Consider the following 15,776-nt stretch of genomic DNA (forward strand, 5'->3'; position numbering starts at 1 on the left):
GGACATGATCCGCTCGATCCGCCCGGACGCCGTTCTGATCCAAGCCGTGATCGCTGGAGCGTTGTCCTTCGCCCACCTGCACGACCTGGCGGCCGCGGCCGGACAGGACGACTGGAAGGCATGGGCCTACCCCGTATCGGTCGACCTGCTGCTTGTGGCGGCCTGGCGGCGGCTCCGCAGTGATGGTCCGTCCCGGCTGGCCTGGTCTTGGTTCCTGATTGCTCTGGCTGCCTCGCTGGGCGCGAACGTCGCCACCGCTGGATTCCTCGACCTGCAGCACCCCCCTGACTGGCTGCGGTTCGGCATCGCCGGATGGCCTGCGCTCGCGTTCCTTGGTGGCACCCTCCTCGCCCATGCACCCGACCGGGGCGCGGACGACCCGACACCGTCCCTACCGCCGAACAAGATCGCAGTTGAGGACCTCAAACGCGATGGCCCGGTGGCTTCCGACGATTCTCCCGCTCAACTCCCCATCCCCGAGCCGCCTCCGTCCCTGGTCGCCGCAGACCCGGCGCCCGCAGCCGTGGTTCCGCCAGCGCTGGTGGCGCACGCTCGCAAGCTCGCCGACGACCACCACACCCGAACCGGGGTCCGGATCGACCCCGCCACCCTGTGCACCCGCCTCGGCGTCCCGGCCCCCTTGGCCGACGCCATCGCCGCCCAACTCACCTGATTCGAGAGGAGCACCACTCATGGGCCTGTACCGGATCTTCCGCGAACTGCGCCGCGTCGGTCACGTCACTGTCGGCACCTCCCACGGACGCCGCGGCCAGATCGCCTATGTCGCCGCCTGCGCCACTGAGGACTGCGGCTGGTCGGCGGAGTACGAGACTTCCGCCGCCGCCATGGTGGCCGCCCAGGGTCATCGCTGCGGCGTCCGCTGAGAAGGAGACCCGCTGATGTCTGTGCCGCTGTGGTTCTTCCTTGCCTGCGTCGGATGGGTCGGCATCAAGCTCGTCCGTCCGCCGCTCTGGCTCGTCGCCGTCTTGCTGCTCGGCGGCTACCTCCTTGCCGACAGCCTCTTTGCCCCTGCCATCGACACCGCGACCAAGTGAGAGGAGAACGCCCAGTGTTCCAGCCCCGGATCCCGACCAACCCCGCCCCGACCGGCGAAGTGATCCCGGTCTACACCCCCGAGCCGCTCCAGGAGCCTCACCCCGGACATGCTCCGACGAACTGCTTCTGCCGCCACGATGCCTCCTCCGCACCGAACGCGGTCACGTCCCGACCGGCTGTGCAGATCACACCTGGCTCGGTCATCGCGCTCGTCGGCGGCGGCATCGCGGTCGTGCTCGTGGTGGGCGTCGTGCTGGTCTCCATGCTCTTGGCGGTCGCCGTCACCGCGGGATCGCTCGCCGTCCTCGCGCTCGTCATTCGCTCGCTGATGAACGGCGCTTCCAAGCACGGCCGTTGACCGGCCCCGGAGCGGTCTCAACCGCCAAGTCCAGCCCGCTCCGGTGCCACGCCTCCCGACCGAACCCAACGATCCGGAAGGAAGACATCATCATGGTCCAACCCACGCCTACCCCGGCCCGTATCTGCGGCAACTGCGACGGCTTCGCCACCGTCAAGGTCACCCTCGGTGGTCGGGACCGCCACGGGCATCTGCGCACCATCACGGCCCACTGCATGGCCTGCCGCGGCGCCGTCACGGTCTCCAGCGCTCGTACGCGGGAGGGCGCCCGTGTCTGACACGCTGCGTGACCCGACCACCCTCGGCGATCTGTTGAGGGTGGCTTCGGCCGACGACTTCGACCGCTGGCAGGACCAGATCCGCCGAACTGGAGGCTGCTCCGACCCGATCCACCTGACCGGATGGTCCCTCACCAGGGACAAGACGACCGGTGAGACCCTGCAGCACTACACGACCGAGCACGAGCCCGGTGGACGCCTCCGTATCGCCTGCGGGAATCGCCGCGCCTCCCGCTGTCCTTCCTGCGCCTGGACCTACGCTGGGGACACTTACCACCTGATCCGCGCGGGCCTTGCTGGCGACGACCGCCGCGACATCCCTGCCACCGTCCGCGACCACCCCCGCGTCTTCGCCACCCTCACCGCCCCAACCTTTGGTCCTGTCCACAACCGGCCCGACTGCGGTACCTGCCGCTGCGGCTCCCCTCACTCCATCGACGACCCGGTACTTGGCACTGCCCTGGACCCGGCCACCTACGACTACGTCGCCGCGGTCCTGTTCAACAACTACGCGGGCGATCTGTGGCAGCGCTTCAGCAACCGGCTCCGCCGGGAGATTGCCGCACGAGCTGGGCTCACTCAACGAGGCTTTGCCGACGTGGCCCGGCTCTCCTACGGCAAGGTCGCCGAATTCCAGAAGCGCGGTGCCATCCACTTCCATGCCGTCATCCGCCTCGACGGCTCGGACGGCCCTGTCACTCCGCCCCCGCCCTGGGCCAACGTCGACCTCCTCGCCGACGCCATCCGTGCCGCCGCCACGCACGCCTACACCTCGGTCTCGGTGCCCGCCGTCGATGGCCAACCGGTCCGCACTTTCCGCTGGGGACAGCAGCTCGACGTACGGCCCGTGAAGGCGTTCGGGGACGGCTCTGACATCACCGAACAGGCCGTCGCCTCCTACGTCGCCAAGTACGCCACCAAGGCCGCGGAGAACACCGGGACCCTGGACCGCCGCATCGGCGAACTCGCCGAACTTGACCGTCACGGCGTTCCCGACCACGCGCGCAGACTGATCACCGCATGCCGTCGCCTCGACGCGACGTATCCGGACCGCCGCCTGTGGGCCTGGGCGCACATGCTCGGCTTCCGCGGTCACTTCTCCACCAAGTCTCGGCGCTACTCCACTACTCTCGGCGAACTCCGCCAGGCCCGAGCCGACTTCCGCGCCGCCCAAGAACGCGACGCCCTCTGCCTCGCCGACCACGAGCCGGAAACCGTCCTCGTCCTCTCCGACTGGCAGTACGCGGGCCACGGCCACACCCCCGGTGAATCCGCCCTCGCCGCGACGATCGCCCGGGATCTCCAGCTCAACCGCGACACCGCGCGCGAAGCACTCGCTGATCTACCCGACCTCGACAACGTGGGGGAGTGGCATGAAGCGCGCGTTGCCTGATCGCTACTTGGCCCCGGTCGACCTGGCAGACCTGCTTGGCGTCCCCATCGAGACGATCTACCAGTGGCGCCGCAAGCACACCGGGCCGCGCGGCTTCCGCGTCGGTCGACACCTCCGCTACGACCCTGAAGACGTGTGTCTGTGGGTCCATTCCCAGTTGGAAAAGGCTGCCTGATGGCCGGACACGTCCAAGACCGCTGGTACAAGACCGAGCCGGGAGCCGACGGCAAGCCGGTAAAGGTCAAGACCGACCGCTTCGGCGTCGGCCTGCGGTACCGCGCCCGCTACATCGCCCCGGACGGCACCGAGAAGTCCAAGAGCTTCCCCGACAAGCAGAAGCGCAAGGCCGACACTTGGCTGGCGAACATCGAGGCTGACGTGTCCCAGGGCCGTTACATCGATCCCTTGGCGGGAGCGGTGACCTTCGGGCGGTACGCCAAGGCGTGGATGGAGGCGCTCACCACTGATCCGGTGACGCGTGAGAGTGTCGAGATCCGTTTACGGGTGCACGCGCTTCCGTACCTGGGTGATCGGCCCATGGCGTCCTTCCGGCCGTCGCACCTACGTGTGTGGATGCGGCAGTTGGAGGCGACCGGACGCGCAGCCTCGTACCGCCGCTCGATCTTCGCCAACGTCTCAGCGGTGTTCACTGCCGCTGTAGAGGATCGGATCATCGCTGAGAACCCTTGCCGGGCTCGGTCTGTCCGGGCCCCAAGGCTGGACCCGCGCAAGGTCAAGCCATGGACGGCGGGTCGTGTGATGGACGTGCACGAGGCATTGCCGGACGAATATCGAGAGATGGTCGCGGTCGGTGCTGGCTGTGGGCCCCGGCAAGGCGAGATATTCGGGTTGGCCGTGGAAGACATCGATTTCCTTGGCGGCACTCTCCACGTAGTTCGCCAGGTCAAGCTTCTCCAGGGAACGCGACCTGTCTTCGGGCCTCCCAAGGGTGGCAAAGAGCGCGACGTGCCGCTGCCGGAGACCGTGAGCTTCGCGCTCGCCGCACACATCACCAGGCATGCGCCGGTTGAGGTGACCTTGCCCTGGAAGACCTTGGACGGTCCGCCGGTCACTGCCTCGCTGCTGTTCCTCAGCGCGCAGGGAAAGCCGCTCAACCGGACTCGCTTCAACGAGAAGGTGTGGCAACCGGCTCTGCGAGTCGCCGGGGTGCCTACCGGCCGCGAGAACGGCATGCACGCGCTGAGGCACTTCTACGCCTCTGTACTCCTCGACGCGGGCGAGAGCATCAAGGCCCTGAGCGAGTACCTCGGACACCATGACCCGGCCTTCACGCTTCGCACGTACACGCATCTGATGCCATCGAGCGAGACCCGTACGCGGGCCGCCGTGGATCGCGTGTTCAGGGGCGAAGACGCTGCGGATCACGGCCCCGACACGGCCCAGGGGGAGGACTGACCGCCTGGCCTGCTGCAACATCAGAACAGCCACAACTGACCTGCCCCGCAGGCTCCGTCGAGAGCGCCCTTCCGTCACGGGAGGGCGCTCTCGCGCTCTCGCGTACGTATGCTGCGCGGGACGAACAGGAGAAGGACATGCGCGGAGCGGGGATCAGGGCCATGGCGCTGGGGGCGGTGACCGTGGTCGGGCTCGTGGCCGGGTGCGGGCAGAGCACCGGCCAGGACACGGGCGCGGGGCAGGGCAAGGCCGCCGGGCACGGGGCCGTGCGGCAGGTGGACCGGGCCGTTGCCGGTGATCACAGCTATCCGCTGCAAAAGAGCGACATCCACTGGAGCGGCAGCCCCAGCCCGTTCAACGCGCAGGTCAAGCTCGCCGACGGGCGCCGTGTGGCCATGCACTACCTGAGCGAGAAGGGGCTCTTCGTGCAGGACTACAGCCCCAGCGCGAAGGGGTGGTCCAAGCCCGCGGTCGTCCACCGGACCAAGACCGACGCCTGCCAGGGGATCACGCTCAAGGCCAAGGACGGGACCGTCGCGGCCTTCGGGGACTTCGGGGTGTACTGCGCGGACGGCGAGCCGCCGACCGAATCTGTCGCCGCGGTCGCCACCGGGCCGCTGACCAAGTGGGACAAGCACCTCACCAAGAACTTCGACGGCTGGGAGAAGATCGCCGTCGCCGCCGGGGGCAAGCAGGTCACCTTCAGCAGGGGCGGGGACACGCTGCGCTGGACCAAGGCGGCGGGATTCCCTGGCTGACCACGGCCGCGGGAAGTTTCTTTCGGACGCAGGCATAGCGGGGGACGGCCGGACCCGTCCAGAGGAGTGAGGGGGCAGCAGGCCCGCCGGGGAAGAGAAGGTGACGATGGATGCCGAAGGGCAGGAGAGTTTCCGGGAGTTCGTGCGGAGCAGATCCGGCGCGCTGTTGAGGACCGCCGTGCTGCTCAGCGGCGGCGACCAGCACGCGGCCGAGGACCTGCTCCAGAACGCGCTGGTCAAGGCCGTCGGCCGCTGGTACCGCATCGACGAACCCGAGGCGTACGTACGGCAGGTCCTCTACCGCCAGCAGATCAGCCGCTGGCGGCTGAAGTGGCCGAGGCGCGAACTGGCCGTCGCCGAACCGCCGGAGACCCCCGTGGCCGGGGACGGCGCGTCCACCGCGGAGCTGCGGATCGTGCTGCGCGGGGCGCTCGCCAAGCTCACCGCACGGCAGCGGACCGTCCTCGTGCTGCGCTACTTCGAGGACCTGCCGGAGGCGGAGGTGGCCGCGCTCCTGGGCTGCTCCGTCGGCACCGTGCGCAGCACGACGCACCGCTCCTTGGCCCGGCTCAGGGGCCTCGCGCCCGAGCTCGCCCGGCTCGAAGGGCCCGGCACCAGGACCGGATCCCCCGACTTCTCGCCCGTGGAGGTAGGACCGTGAACGTCGAAGACCTGGTGCGCGACGCACTGCGGGAACAGGCGGCGGAAGGGGCGCCGGTGCCGGGGGACCTCGCCGACCGGGTGCTGACCGTGCGGCGCCGTCGCAGGGCGCGCGCGATCGCGGGCACGTCGCTCGCCGCGGTGGCGGCCGTGCTGGCGGTGGCGGTGCCGGTCATCGGCGCGGACTCCGACGCGCACGGCCCGCGTCCCGCGAGCGAGCTGCACGACGGTGACGTCGTCGCGCACCCCGACCAGTCGCCGCCCCGCGACCTGATTGCCGCGGGCGGCACCGCGCTCGCCGCGTTCAGTACGAGCGCCCGCGTCAAGCAGTCCGACGGCGACGCCCTGATCACCCGGACCTATCAGCTGCTCGACCAGAAGACGGGACGCTACCGGAAGGCCGAACGCTGGTCCTTCCTCGACGTGGCGCCCGGCATGCGCACCGCGGCCGTGCTCGAACGCGGCCTGCCCGCCCAGCGGATCGGCCTGCTCGACCTGCTCACGGGCAAGGTCGAGCGCTGGATCCCGGTGAAGCACGGGGTCGGCGGCGTCGAGTTCTCGCCCGACGGCAGGAAGCTCGTCGCGACGACGTACGCGCAGGATCCCGACCGGCTCGACGGGGACCGGCCGATCAACAACGGCAAGACGGAGGAGCCGGGCCCCGCCGAGCCGAGCAGGACCGGCTTCTACCTCGTCGACGTGGCGTCCGGCGAAACCCACTGGAGCAAGGTGGCGACGGACACGTCCGGCGAGTTCGGGTTCGCGGACATCAACACCCGCCAGGACTTCGGCTTCAGCCAGGACGGATCCCTGGTCTACACGGGCCTCACCAGGGCGCCGAACCAGCAGTACTACGACTTCGACGGCCGCGAGCGGAGCGCTCCCGCCAGGGAGAAGCACCTGCGCTGGTACGTCGACGCCAGGCTCTCCCCGAGCGGGAAGCTCGCGGCCGGTGACTTCGCGGGCACCAACAAGAAGACGGCCTCCGAGGTGATCGACCCGCTCACCGGCAAGCGCGTCGCCAAGGTGCCGGGGCAGCAGCTCCTCGCCTGGGTCGACGACAAGCGGCTGATCGCCTGGGACATCGCGCCCGGCACGAGCGAGTACCGCAACCGGCTCGTCCTCGTCACGATCGGGAGCAAGAAGACGGTTCCGCTCAGCGGCTTCCTCTCGCCCAAGGCCGACGCGAACGGGCGCTGGACCCCAGTGTTCGCGGCGCGCTAGCCGACCGCGTCGTACGCCGCCCGCAGTTCGTCGGTCACCTCACGGCCCGCGGGCAGCAGCGGTGCCCGCACCGGGCCCGACGGCAGCCCGAGCGCCCCGAGCAGCGCCTTCGCGGTGACCGTGCCGGGCAGGCCCGACGCCATCATGAGGTCGATGAGCGGGGTGGCGGCGAGCTGCCCGCGGCGCGCCTCCGCGTGGTCGCCCGCGTCGAACGCGTCGAGGACGGACCGGAGTTGACGGGGGATCACATTGGCCACCGTGCTGATGTAGCCCGCGCCGCCGACGGCGTACAGCGCCAGGTCGTACTCGTCGCAGCCCGCGTAGTACGCCAGGTCCGTGCGGGCCATGACGCGCTGGCTCGCGAGGATGTCGTACGCGCAGTCCTTCACGCCCACGATCCGCGGATGGTCCGCCAGGCGCAGGACCGTCTCCGGTGCGATGCGGGTGCCGGTGCGGCCGGGGATGTCGTAGAGCAGCACCGGGAGGCCCGAGCCGTCGGCGACCGCCAGGAAGTGGGCCGCCACGGCGTCCTGCGGCGGCTTGCTGTAGTACGGCGTGACCACCAACAGGCCGTCCGCGCCCGCCTTCTCGGCCGCCAGGGCCAGCTCGGCGGTGTGCCGGGTGTCGTTGCTGCCGACGCCCGCGACGACCCGGGCCCGGCCCGCCACCGCGTCGGCCACCGCGCGCACGAGCGCGGACTTCTCCGCGTCGGACGTGGTCGGCGACTCGCCGGTGGTGCCGGACAGGACGAGCCCCTCGCAGCCGTCGGTCACCAGCCGGTCGGCGAGGCGCTGCGCGCCGTCCAGGTCGAGGGTGCCCGCGTCGGTGAAGGGCGTGATCATCGCGCACAGGGCGCGGCCGAAGGGGGCCGGGGTCCGGGAGGTCATGACGGCAGTGTTCGGCACGCGTCGCTGAAGCTCCACTTAATTCTCCTACGAGGTGGTGGGCATGGACGCTAAAAGATCGCGGGTGCCGGGGGCAGCCGGGCCAGGTCCGGGTACCCGGTCGGCACCGCGCTCCCCGTGGCGGAGCGCGAGCGACGAACGACGAACCGGACGACGAACCGGACGAGCCGAGGAGGCGCACTCATGGCCGACACGCCCAGGAATCCGAAGGAACTGCTCGCGCAGGCGGACGTCAAGTCCCGCGCCAGGCACGGGGCGGCGCTGGTCAAGGACCAGATGCGCGACACCGCGGCGCAGGTCAAGGACAAGGTCGCCGAGGGGGCCGCGCAGGCCGAGGAGTACCGCGCCGTGGCCCAGGTCGAGGAGAAGGTCGCCGAGGCCGCGCGGCGGGTGCGCGGCGGCAGGCGCCCGCGGGTGCTCATGGCGGTCGCGGCGGGCACCGGCGCGCTGCTCGCCTGCGCGGCACTGCGCCGCCGCAGGCGGGGCGACGAGGCATGAGCCCGGTCAAGCTGCTCTACAAGCCGGTCGCGGGCGAGGACGACGCGCCGGACGCCCATGACGAGGAGCGCGCCTGGCGCGAGATCCTCGCCGCGGCCGCGCTGCAGGGCGCGATCTTCGCCGTGGTCAGGGCCGCGGTGGAGCGCGGCGGCGCGGTCGGCGTGCGGCGCCTCACGGGGAGCTGGCCCGGCTGACCGGGGCGGCTTCTGGCATGATCGGCGCGGGCGCCGACAGGCCGGACGTACAGAGGCTTGAGGCATAGATGGAAACCAGCAGCAACGACGGCATCAGCGGCATCCGCGACGGTGGCCGTGCCGGTGAGGAGCGCGTCGCCCTCGTGACGGGGTCCTCGTCGGGGATCGGCGCCGAGATCGCCCGGCGTCTGGCCGCCCGCGGGATCCGGGTGGTCGTCAACTCCGCGCGCTCCGTGGCGGCGGGCGAGAAACTGGCGGCCGAACTGCCCGACGCGATCTACGTCAGGGCGAACGTCGCGGACGAGGGCGACGCCAAGCGGCTCGTCCGGACGGCCGTCGACACGTACGGCCGCCTGGACGTCCTGGTCAACTGCGCGGGCGCCACCCGGTTCATCGACCACGACGACTTCGAGGCCGCGAGCCCCGAGGTGTGGCGGGAGCTGTACGACGTCAACGTCATCGGCGTCTGGCAGACGATCACCGCGGCCGTCCCGCACCTGCGGTCGAGCGGCGCGGGCAGCATCGTGAACATCTCGTCGCAGGCGGGGGTGCGGCCCGGTGGCAGCTCCATCCCGTACGCGGTGAGCAAGGCCGCCGTGAACCACATGACCAAGCTGCTCGCCAAGACGCTCGGGCCCGCGGTGCGGGTCAACGCCGTCGCGCCCGGCATGATCGACACGCCGTGGTTCGACGGGGTCGAGGGCGTGGCGGCCGCGATGGAGGCCGCCGCGGAACGGTTGCCGCTGGGGCGGGTCGGCCGCCCGGAGGACATCGCGGAGGCGGTGGTCGACCTGACCAACTCCTCGTACATCACGGGCGAGGTGCTGCTCGTGGACGGGGGCGGGCACTTGCTGTGAGGCGGCGGGGCGGCCCGCGCTCCGTGGACCCGCGTTGACGGGTCCGCGTGGCCGGAGCAAGCTCAGGCCATGAGCACGAGGCAGCAGTATCCCTTCACGCGCTACGTCGCGATCGGGGACAGCCAGACCGAGGGGCTCGGGGACGGCGACGAGAGCCAGGGGTACCGGGGGTGGGCCGACCGGTTCGCGGAGATCCTCGCGGTGGGAAATCCGGACCTCACGTACGCCAATCTCGCCGTGCGCGGGCGCGTGACCGCCCGGGTCAAGGCGGAACAGCTGGGCCCCGCCCTCGCGTTGAAGCCGGATCTCGTCACCGTGATGGCGGGCATGAACGACCTGGTGCGGCCGGGCTTCGACGCCGCGCGCGTGGCCGCGGACATCGAGGAGATGTTCACCGAACTCACCGCGACGGGCGCCCGGGTGGCCACCGTGACCTTCCCTGACATCGGACGGATCTCCCCGCTCGCGCGGCGGGCGCTGCCCAGGGTGCTTGATCTGAACGCGCGGATCCGCGCGGCGGCCGACCGGCACGGGGTGGCCGTCCTCGACACGTTCCCGCACCGGGTCACCACCGACCCGCGGCTGTGGAGCCGGGACCGCCTGCACGCGAGCCCGCTCGGCCACGCCAGGATCGCCGCGGGCGTGGCGGACGTCCTGGGCGTACCGGGCCACGAGAGCTGGCTGGAGCCGCTGCCGCCGCTCGCCCCGCAGTCGGTGTTCGGCGCGGTGACGGCGGAGGCGCGCTGGTTCGCGGGGTTCATGGGGCCGTGGGTGTGGCGGCGGGTACGGGGCCGTTCCTCGGGGGACGGCCGGGAGGCGAAGCGTCCCGCGCTGGCCGCGGTGACCGTGCCGGATCGGGAACGGGCTTGACCGGGGCTTGACCTCAAGGTCGGTTGAGGTCGGAGTGTGGGACGTGCCCGGGGCGGTCGCCGGTCCGGGCCCGGCACACACACCGAGACGGATGGACGGGACAGCCATGTCTACGACGCAGGGACCGACGCAGGGACCGACCCGGACCACGGCCCCGAGCACGAGCGCGACCCTCCGCACCGGCACCCACCCCGACCCCGCCCGCCCCGACGCAGGGCTCACCTTCGTCAGTACCTGGAGCACCGGCTCGGCCGAGCGGCAGCAGGGCACGCTGGACGCCATCGCCACGGCCTGGAGCAGCAGGGACTGGCCGCACGAGGGCCTGCTGTCGTACGCCGTGTACGCGGGCACCGACGGTGACACGGTCCTGCACCACTCGCAGTGGCGGGACGAGGACGCCTACCAGGACTTCTTCGCGAGCGCCTCGAACGGCAGGGACGCGAGGAACGCCGACATCGACGCGGCCGTGCCGGGCATCGAGCGCCTCGGTCTGAACAAGACGACGCTGTACCGCAGTTGGACCGGCGCCCCGGAGCGCACGGACCGCGAGCCCGGTGCGATCGTGATCGTGCGCGTCGACTTCGAAGGGCCCGACGCCGATCGCCAACGGGCCTGGGTGGACGGGGTGCTGGACGCCCTGGACGGCGACGGGACGGCGGGCGGCGGGCTGCTCGCCGCGCACTTCCACGTCAGCACCGACGGCAGGCGGGTCGTCAACTACGCGGAGTGGACCGACGTACAGGCCCACGTCGACGCGCTCGCCGCCGGGAGCGACGGGGTGGGAACGCCGACGCCCCGGTGGCGGCGCGTGCGGGAATTCCCGGGCGTCCTCTCCGATGACTCGGTCGCCCGCTACCGGTTGGCGCACACCTTCGTACCGCGCGGAGCGTAGATCCCCGGCGCCGAACCGCCGACCTCCGAACGCGCCTGGACAGCGGCCCCCGTCGGCGGGACGGTGGACCGGCGCAGGGCGATGCGAGGGGGACGGCATGAGCGGCAGCGGCGCGGGCAGCGGCAAGGGATTCGAGATAGCCAGGGAGTTCGAGGTCGACGCATCGCCCGCTGAGGTCTGGGACGCCCTCACCACCGGCGCGGCGGGCTGGCTCAGGCCCTTGCGGTACGAACCCCGCACGGGCGGTGCCGCCCCCTCCGGCGGCACCGTCACGTGCTGGGACCCGCCGCACCGCCTCACCGCCCGCGTGGAGGACCCGGACCGGATACCCGGCCAGACCCTCAGCCAGCTCGACCACATCGTCGAGCCGCGCAACGGCGGCCGCCGCTCCTGGGTGCGCTACGTCCGCAGCGGCGTCTTCACCGGCGACCGCGACACCCAGTACGACACCGTCGCCAAGCACACCGACTTCCGGCTGCACACCCTGTGCGAGTACCTCGCGCACTTCAAGGGCCGTCCCGCCGTGCACTCCGCGATCACCGGACCGCCCGCGTCGGCCGCGCCGGACGCCTTCGTCAGGCTCGGCCGCTCGCTCGCCCTGCCCGACGACGCGTCGGAAGGGGCCCGCGTCCGGGTCAGGACGCCCGGCGAGCCGCTCGACGCGGTGATCGACTTCCGCAGCAGGTACTTCCTGGGGCTGCGCGCGGACGACAGCCTGCACCGCTTCTTCGGCCGCAACCACTTCGGCCTCCCGGTGACCGTCAGCGTGCACGACTTCGGCGCGCACGCTGACGGCAAGCGCACCGAACTGGCGTGGCAGGACTGGCTGGACCACCTCTACGGGTGACCGCGGGTGGCTACGGGCGGAAGCGCAGCACCTGCGGGTCGTGATCGCTGTTCTGGTCCGCGAACTCCGCGTTGATGTGCACGCTGTCGTAGGCGAAGTCGCGTCCCACGCCCGGGCTGGTCAGGATCTGGTCGAGGACCTGGGAGTTGCCCTGGTAGACGTAGGAGTAACGCTCGCTCCTGGGCAGCGACTCGACGGCCGAGCGCAGCGCCCCGCCGTCCTGAAGGGCCTTGGCGGTCGCCGAGAACTCGAAGTCGTTGATGTCGCCGAGCACCACGACGTCGGCGTCGCCCTTGACCTTGCGCAGGTCCTTCACGAAGCCGTTGACGACCTGCGCCTGCCGCAGCCGCTTGGTCTCCGACGAGCGCACCGGCGGCTGGTGGTGCGAGGTGAGACCTTCGTCGCCGCCCTTGGAACCGAAGTGGTTGGCGATCACGAAGACCGTACGGCCGCGGAAGACGAACTCGCCCGCCAGCGGCTTGCGGCTGTCCGCCCACGCCGCGTCGCCGGGCGCGATCCGGCCGGGGGAGTGGGTCAGCGCGGCCCGGCCCCCTTCGCGTACGACACCGGTGGGGGTGGTCGCGTCGCCGGGCGCCCGCTCGGTGAACGAGACCCGCTCGGGGTTGTAGAGGAAGACCTGGCGGATGTTGCCGCCGGGCTCGCCGCCGTCCTTGTTGTTCTCCGGGTCGACGGAGCGCCACGCGTAGCGCGGGCCGCCCGCCGCGACGATCGCGTCCGTGAACTTCTTCAGGGTCGCCGCCGCGGAGACGGTGCCGTCGTTCTTCGCGCCCGTGTCGTCCTGGATCTCCTCCAGGGCCACGATGTCGGGCGAGGCGAGGTTGGCGACGACGGCGCCCGCGAGCGCGTCGAACTTCTGCTGCGGGTCGCTCGGGTCGAGGTTCTCCACGTTGTACGTGGCCACGGCGAGCTCACCCTTGGCCTGGCGCTTCGTCCTCTCGCGCGCGAGGCCCTTGTCCGCGACCTCGCCGAGCTGACGGGCGACCAGCGTGTAGCCGCCGAACTGGTTGAAGTCCAGGGGGCCTTCGGTGCGGCCGTTCAGCACGTCACCGACGTTCGCCTTCGGGAAGGGCTGCTGGGAGACGGGCGCGAGCTGCTGGATCTGCAGCCGTCCGCCGTTCTGCGCGCGGTAGGAGCCGTAGACGGTGCCGCCGCGCCGGTTCGGGTTCTCGTGCTTCTTCACCGTCACCCAGAGCTCGTTGTACGCGTCGGTCGCGCCGACCACGCGCGAGGTGCCCACGCGGACGTTCATGCCCTCCAGGGACTCGTAGAGGTCCAGGGCGTACGAGCGGGGCCGCAGCGGCAGACCGTTGACGCTGTTGTCCCGCGCGGGATCACCGGCGGGCGCGTACGCGGCGGGCACCGACTTCGCGTCGATCCTGACCGGCGCGGGCAGCGCGTTGCCGGACGTCCTGACGGTCACCGTCGGCTTGGTGATCTGGGTGAGCGACTGGTTGCCGGAGGCCGCGCCCCCGGGGACGTACTCCGCGACCGTGCCGGAGACCAGGACCGCGTCGCCCGCCTCGACGGTGAGCGGTGCCGAGCCGGTGAAGACGAAGACGCCCTCGCTGGTGGCCGGATCCTGGTCGGCGTCGCCGTCGGCGGACTGGATCCAGAAGCCCTTGGAGCCGTAGCCGCGGACCCCCGTCACGATGCCCGCGACGTCCGTGACCTGCTGTCCGGCGAGCGGCGAGACACGCGTCGTGCCCTGGATGTCGTGGATGGCGACGGTGTCGGCCGACGCGGCGGACGAGGTGGTCACGAGCAGACCGGCGGCGAGCGCGGTGGCGACGACGGCGCCGACGGCGGCTGATCTCGGTATGTGGGGCATCAGGGAACTCCGGGTGAGGGAAGGCGGAGAGGACGGCGGGCGCCCGAGCGGCGCTCTACGCGCGTCAATCTCTTGCGTGGCCAGGGGAGTTGTCAAGGTTGTCCGGGTGCTCATTCCCTGTACGCCGTCTGACAGGGACATGAACCGGGCGGCACCCGGCCAAATCCGTCTAGGCTTGCGCCTTGCCGAGACCTACCTACGGCGCACCGCACCCCCGGAGGAGAACCAGCAGATGTCCGTAAGCCCCGCCACCCTGCCGCCGGTGCTGCTGCACTCCGAAGCGGAGCTCGCGCGGGCCGCGCTCGCCACACCGCTGCTCTCCCGCGCCGTGCGGCTCGCCCGCTGGGCGGGACCCGAGACCCGGGTCGGCGCGGGCGGCGAGCTCGTCGACGCGCAGCTCCCGGCGGCCGCCGCCGAGCTCGGCCTCGAAGCGGAGGGCATCGACGACGCGGACGCCGCCGCGTACACGAGCGAGGCCTGGCGCGTCGCCGTCGACACGGGCCTGATCGAGGTCACGGACGCCGAGGAGGAGGGCGCCGAGGGCACCGTCACCGCGGGCGAGGAGCTCGCCCTGCTCGTCGCGGGCGGCCCCCAGGACGTCCTGGGCATCTGGCTCGGCGCCCTCGACACCGTGTACGCGGACGCCACCGTGCCCGACATGGAGGACCTCCTCGACGTCCTCGAGGAGAGCGGCGAGGTCGACTTCGGCGAGCTCGGCTGGGACCCGCAGGCCGAGGCCGACTTCCTGGACGGCGTGCTCGGCAACCTCTACCTGCTGACCGTCGGCGACGCCGCGGGCGGCGAGGGCCCGGTGCCGCTGCCCGCGCTCGCCGCCTCGATGATCGTCCCGGACGACATGGGCGAGCCCACCGACGACATCCTGGAGCAGGTGTCGGACGCGATGATGAAGCTCGACGACCAGTTCCGGCTCTTCGAGCCGCTCGGTCTCGTCGAGTACCAGCCGGTCGACGAGGCCCTGATGGCCGAGATCGACGAGGCCGCCGACGAGCCCGCCCCCGTCGAAGACGAGGACGTCAGCCGCTACGGCATGGTCCGGCTCACCCCGCTCGGCCTCTACGGCATCCGCGCCCGCATGCTGGAGGCGGGCGTCGACGCGCCCGCCGTCGGCGACCTCGCGGACAAGGGCGCCGACGCGCTGCTCGACGGCACCTCCGGATTCCCGCAGCACGCCGCGCAGGCGGAGATCGAGCAGTGGCTCGCCCGGCACGAACCGCTGGGCGCCGCACGGGAGTTGCTGACCGCGGCGCGCGGCGGCGACGAGGGCGCGCCGCTGCGGCGGCTGCGCTGCCAGCAGGCGCTCTCGCTCGTCGGCGACGAGGCCGAGCCCGCGCTTCGCGAGGTGCTCGACGACCCCGAGCTCGGGGGCCTCGCCCGGGTGTGGCTCGCCGAGCACGGCGCGGCGGACGTGCCCGCGCCCTCGGAGGAGCTCGTCTTCTGGCTGACCATCGACACGCTCGCCGCGCAGCTGGCCGCCGAGGGCAACTCGGACGAGCTGCAGGGCCTGGTCGAGGGCCTCGCCGAGCAGCACAGCGGCTTCTTCGCCACGGCGTGGCGGGTGGAGCACCCCGCCACGGCGGACGTCCTCGACGCGATGGGCCGCCTCCACCCCGACAAGAAGGTGGCGAAGGAGGCCCGCAAGGCGGCGTTCAAGGCGAGGAACATCTAGCCATGTTCAGCCCGTCCGGCGTTTGAGGACGAGC

Annotated in this window: 20 protein-coding genes; 18 read left to right on the forward strand and 2 right to left on the reverse strand. The window is 71.6% G+C overall.

Annotated features, from left to right (window positions below; translation table 11 throughout):
* Positions 1-4 precede the first annotated feature (4 nt).
* The 11 genes from CP970_RS33325 to CP970_RS33375 all read left to right on the forward strand — a co-directional run bounded on the left by CP970_RS33325 (position 5) and on the right by CP970_RS33375 (position 7,143).
* Positions 5-673 carry a DUF2637 domain-containing protein gene (locus CP970_RS33325; RefSeq protein WP_055543601.1) on the forward strand — a complete coding sequence of 223 codons (669 nt, stop codon included), beginning with the start codon at positions 5-7 and terminating at the stop codon, positions 671-673.
* A gap of 19 nt (positions 674-692) precedes the next feature.
* The gene (locus CP970_RS33330) at positions 693-884 is read left to right on the forward strand and encodes a mobile element transfer protein (protein WP_055543580.1); all 192 of its coding nucleotides are present in this window, start codon (positions 693-695) and stop codon (positions 882-884) included.
* Between the two features lie 15 nt (positions 885-899).
* The gene (locus tag CP970_RS33335; protein WP_107098799.1) at positions 900-1,055 is read left to right on the forward strand and encodes a hypothetical protein; all 156 of its coding nucleotides are present in this window, start codon (positions 900-902) and stop codon (positions 1,053-1,055) included.
* A gap of 14 nt (positions 1,056-1,069) precedes the next feature.
* Positions 1,070-1,414 carry a hypothetical protein gene (locus CP970_RS33340; RefSeq protein ID WP_055543581.1) on the forward strand — a complete coding sequence of 115 codons (345 nt, stop codon included), beginning with the start codon at positions 1,070-1,072 and terminating at the stop codon, positions 1,412-1,414.
* A 92-nt stretch (positions 1,415-1,506) separates the two neighbouring features.
* Entirely contained in the window at positions 1,507-1,692 is a 186-nt protein-coding gene (locus CP970_RS33345; protein ID WP_055543582.1) for a hypothetical protein, read from the forward strand.
* Entirely contained in the window at positions 1,685-3,085 is a 1,401-nt protein-coding gene (repSA, locus tag CP970_RS33350) for a replication initiator protein RepSA (RefSeq protein ID WP_055543583.1), read from the forward strand. The genes CP970_RS33345 and repSA overlap by 8 nt, the downstream gene beginning before the upstream one ends.
* Positions 3,066-3,260, forward strand: a complete 195-nt coding sequence (locus tag CP970_RS33355; RefSeq protein ID WP_055543584.1) for a helix-turn-helix transcriptional regulator — start codon at positions 3,066-3,068, stop codon at positions 3,258-3,260. Before repSA ends, CP970_RS33355 begins: the two co-directional genes overlap by 20 nt.
* Positions 3,260-4,501 carry a tyrosine-type recombinase/integrase gene (locus tag CP970_RS33360; RefSeq protein WP_055543585.1) on the forward strand — a complete coding sequence of 414 codons (1,242 nt, stop codon included), beginning with the start codon at positions 3,260-3,262 and terminating at the stop codon, positions 4,499-4,501. The genes CP970_RS33355 and CP970_RS33360 overlap by 1 nt, the downstream gene beginning before the upstream one ends.
* A 137-nt stretch (positions 4,502-4,638) precedes the next feature.
* A complete protein-coding gene (locus CP970_RS33365; RefSeq protein WP_224058864.1) occupies positions 4,639-5,259 on the forward strand; it encodes a hypothetical protein in 621 nt (206 codons plus the stop codon).
* Positions 5,260-5,365: 106 nt separating this feature from the next.
* Entirely contained in the window at positions 5,366-5,920 is a 555-nt protein-coding gene (locus CP970_RS33370; protein WP_055543603.1) for a SigE family RNA polymerase sigma factor, read from the forward strand.
* Positions 5,917-7,143, forward strand: coding sequence for a hypothetical protein (locus CP970_RS33375; RefSeq protein WP_055543586.1), 1,227 nt, complete (start codon positions 5,917-5,919; stop codon positions 7,141-7,143). The genes CP970_RS33370 and CP970_RS33375 overlap by 4 nt, the downstream gene beginning before the upstream one ends.
* Here CP970_RS33375 and dapA read toward each other — a convergent pair.
* Positions 7,140-8,030 (reverse strand): 4-hydroxy-tetrahydrodipicolinate synthase, encoded by an 891-nt coding sequence (gene dapA / locus CP970_RS33380; protein WP_055543587.1) that lies wholly within the window; start codon positions 8,028-8,030, stop codon positions 7,140-7,142. The two genes, CP970_RS33375 and dapA, sit on opposite strands and share 4 nt — an antisense overlap.
* A 201-nt stretch (positions 8,031-8,231) precedes the next feature.
* Here dapA and CP970_RS33385 point away from each other — a divergent pair, with 201 nt between their 5' ends.
* From CP970_RS33385 to CP970_RS33410, 6 genes are all read left to right on the forward strand, one after another.
* Positions 8,232-8,546: a hypothetical protein gene (locus CP970_RS33385; RefSeq protein ID WP_055543588.1), complete on the forward strand. Its 315-nt coding sequence runs from the start codon at positions 8,232-8,234 to the stop codon at positions 8,544-8,546.
* Positions 8,543-8,740 (forward strand): DUF4235 domain-containing protein, encoded by a 198-nt coding sequence (locus CP970_RS33390; protein ID WP_079043102.1) that lies wholly within the window; start codon positions 8,543-8,545, stop codon positions 8,738-8,740. The genes CP970_RS33385 and CP970_RS33390 overlap by 4 nt, the downstream gene beginning before the upstream one ends.
* A gap of 68 nt (positions 8,741-8,808) precedes the next feature.
* Positions 8,809-9,597, forward strand: coding sequence for an SDR family NAD(P)-dependent oxidoreductase (locus tag CP970_RS33395; protein WP_055543590.1), 789 nt, complete (start codon positions 8,809-8,811; stop codon positions 9,595-9,597).
* Between the two features lie 69 nt (positions 9,598-9,666).
* Positions 9,667-10,467 (forward strand): SGNH/GDSL hydrolase family protein, encoded by an 801-nt coding sequence (locus CP970_RS33400; protein ID WP_055543591.1) that lies wholly within the window; start codon positions 9,667-9,669, stop codon positions 10,465-10,467.
* A 106-nt stretch (positions 10,468-10,573) separates the two neighbouring features.
* The gene (locus CP970_RS33405; RefSeq protein WP_079043103.1) at positions 10,574-11,359 is read left to right on the forward strand and encodes an antibiotic biosynthesis monooxygenase; all 786 of its coding nucleotides are present in this window, start codon (positions 10,574-10,576) and stop codon (positions 11,357-11,359) included.
* A gap of 97 nt (positions 11,360-11,456) precedes the next feature.
* Positions 11,457-12,206 (forward strand): SRPBCC family protein, encoded by a 750-nt coding sequence (locus CP970_RS33410; RefSeq protein ID WP_055543592.1) that lies wholly within the window; start codon positions 11,457-11,459, stop codon positions 12,204-12,206.
* Positions 12,207-12,216: 10 nt separating this feature from the next.
* Here CP970_RS33410 and CP970_RS33415 read toward each other — a convergent pair whose 3' ends face one another.
* Positions 12,217-14,055, reverse strand: coding sequence for an endonuclease/exonuclease/phosphatase family protein (locus tag CP970_RS33415; protein WP_055543593.1), 1,839 nt, complete (start codon positions 14,053-14,055; stop codon positions 12,217-12,219).
* A 232-nt stretch (positions 14,056-14,287) separates the two neighbouring features.
* Here CP970_RS33415 and CP970_RS33420 point away from each other — a divergent pair, with 232 nt between their 5' ends.
* Complete coding sequence (locus tag CP970_RS33420; protein ID WP_055543594.1) at positions 14,288-15,742, forward strand: hypothetical protein; 1,455 nt, start codon at positions 14,288-14,290, stop codon at positions 15,740-15,742.
* The last annotated feature ends 34 nt before the right edge of the window (positions 15,743-15,776 follow it).

Origin of the sequence: Streptomyces kanamyceticus, from assembly GCF_008704495.1 — a bacterium.
Classification (GTDB): Bacteria; Actinomycetota; Actinomycetes; order Streptomycetales; family Streptomycetaceae; genus Streptomyces; species Streptomyces kanamyceticus.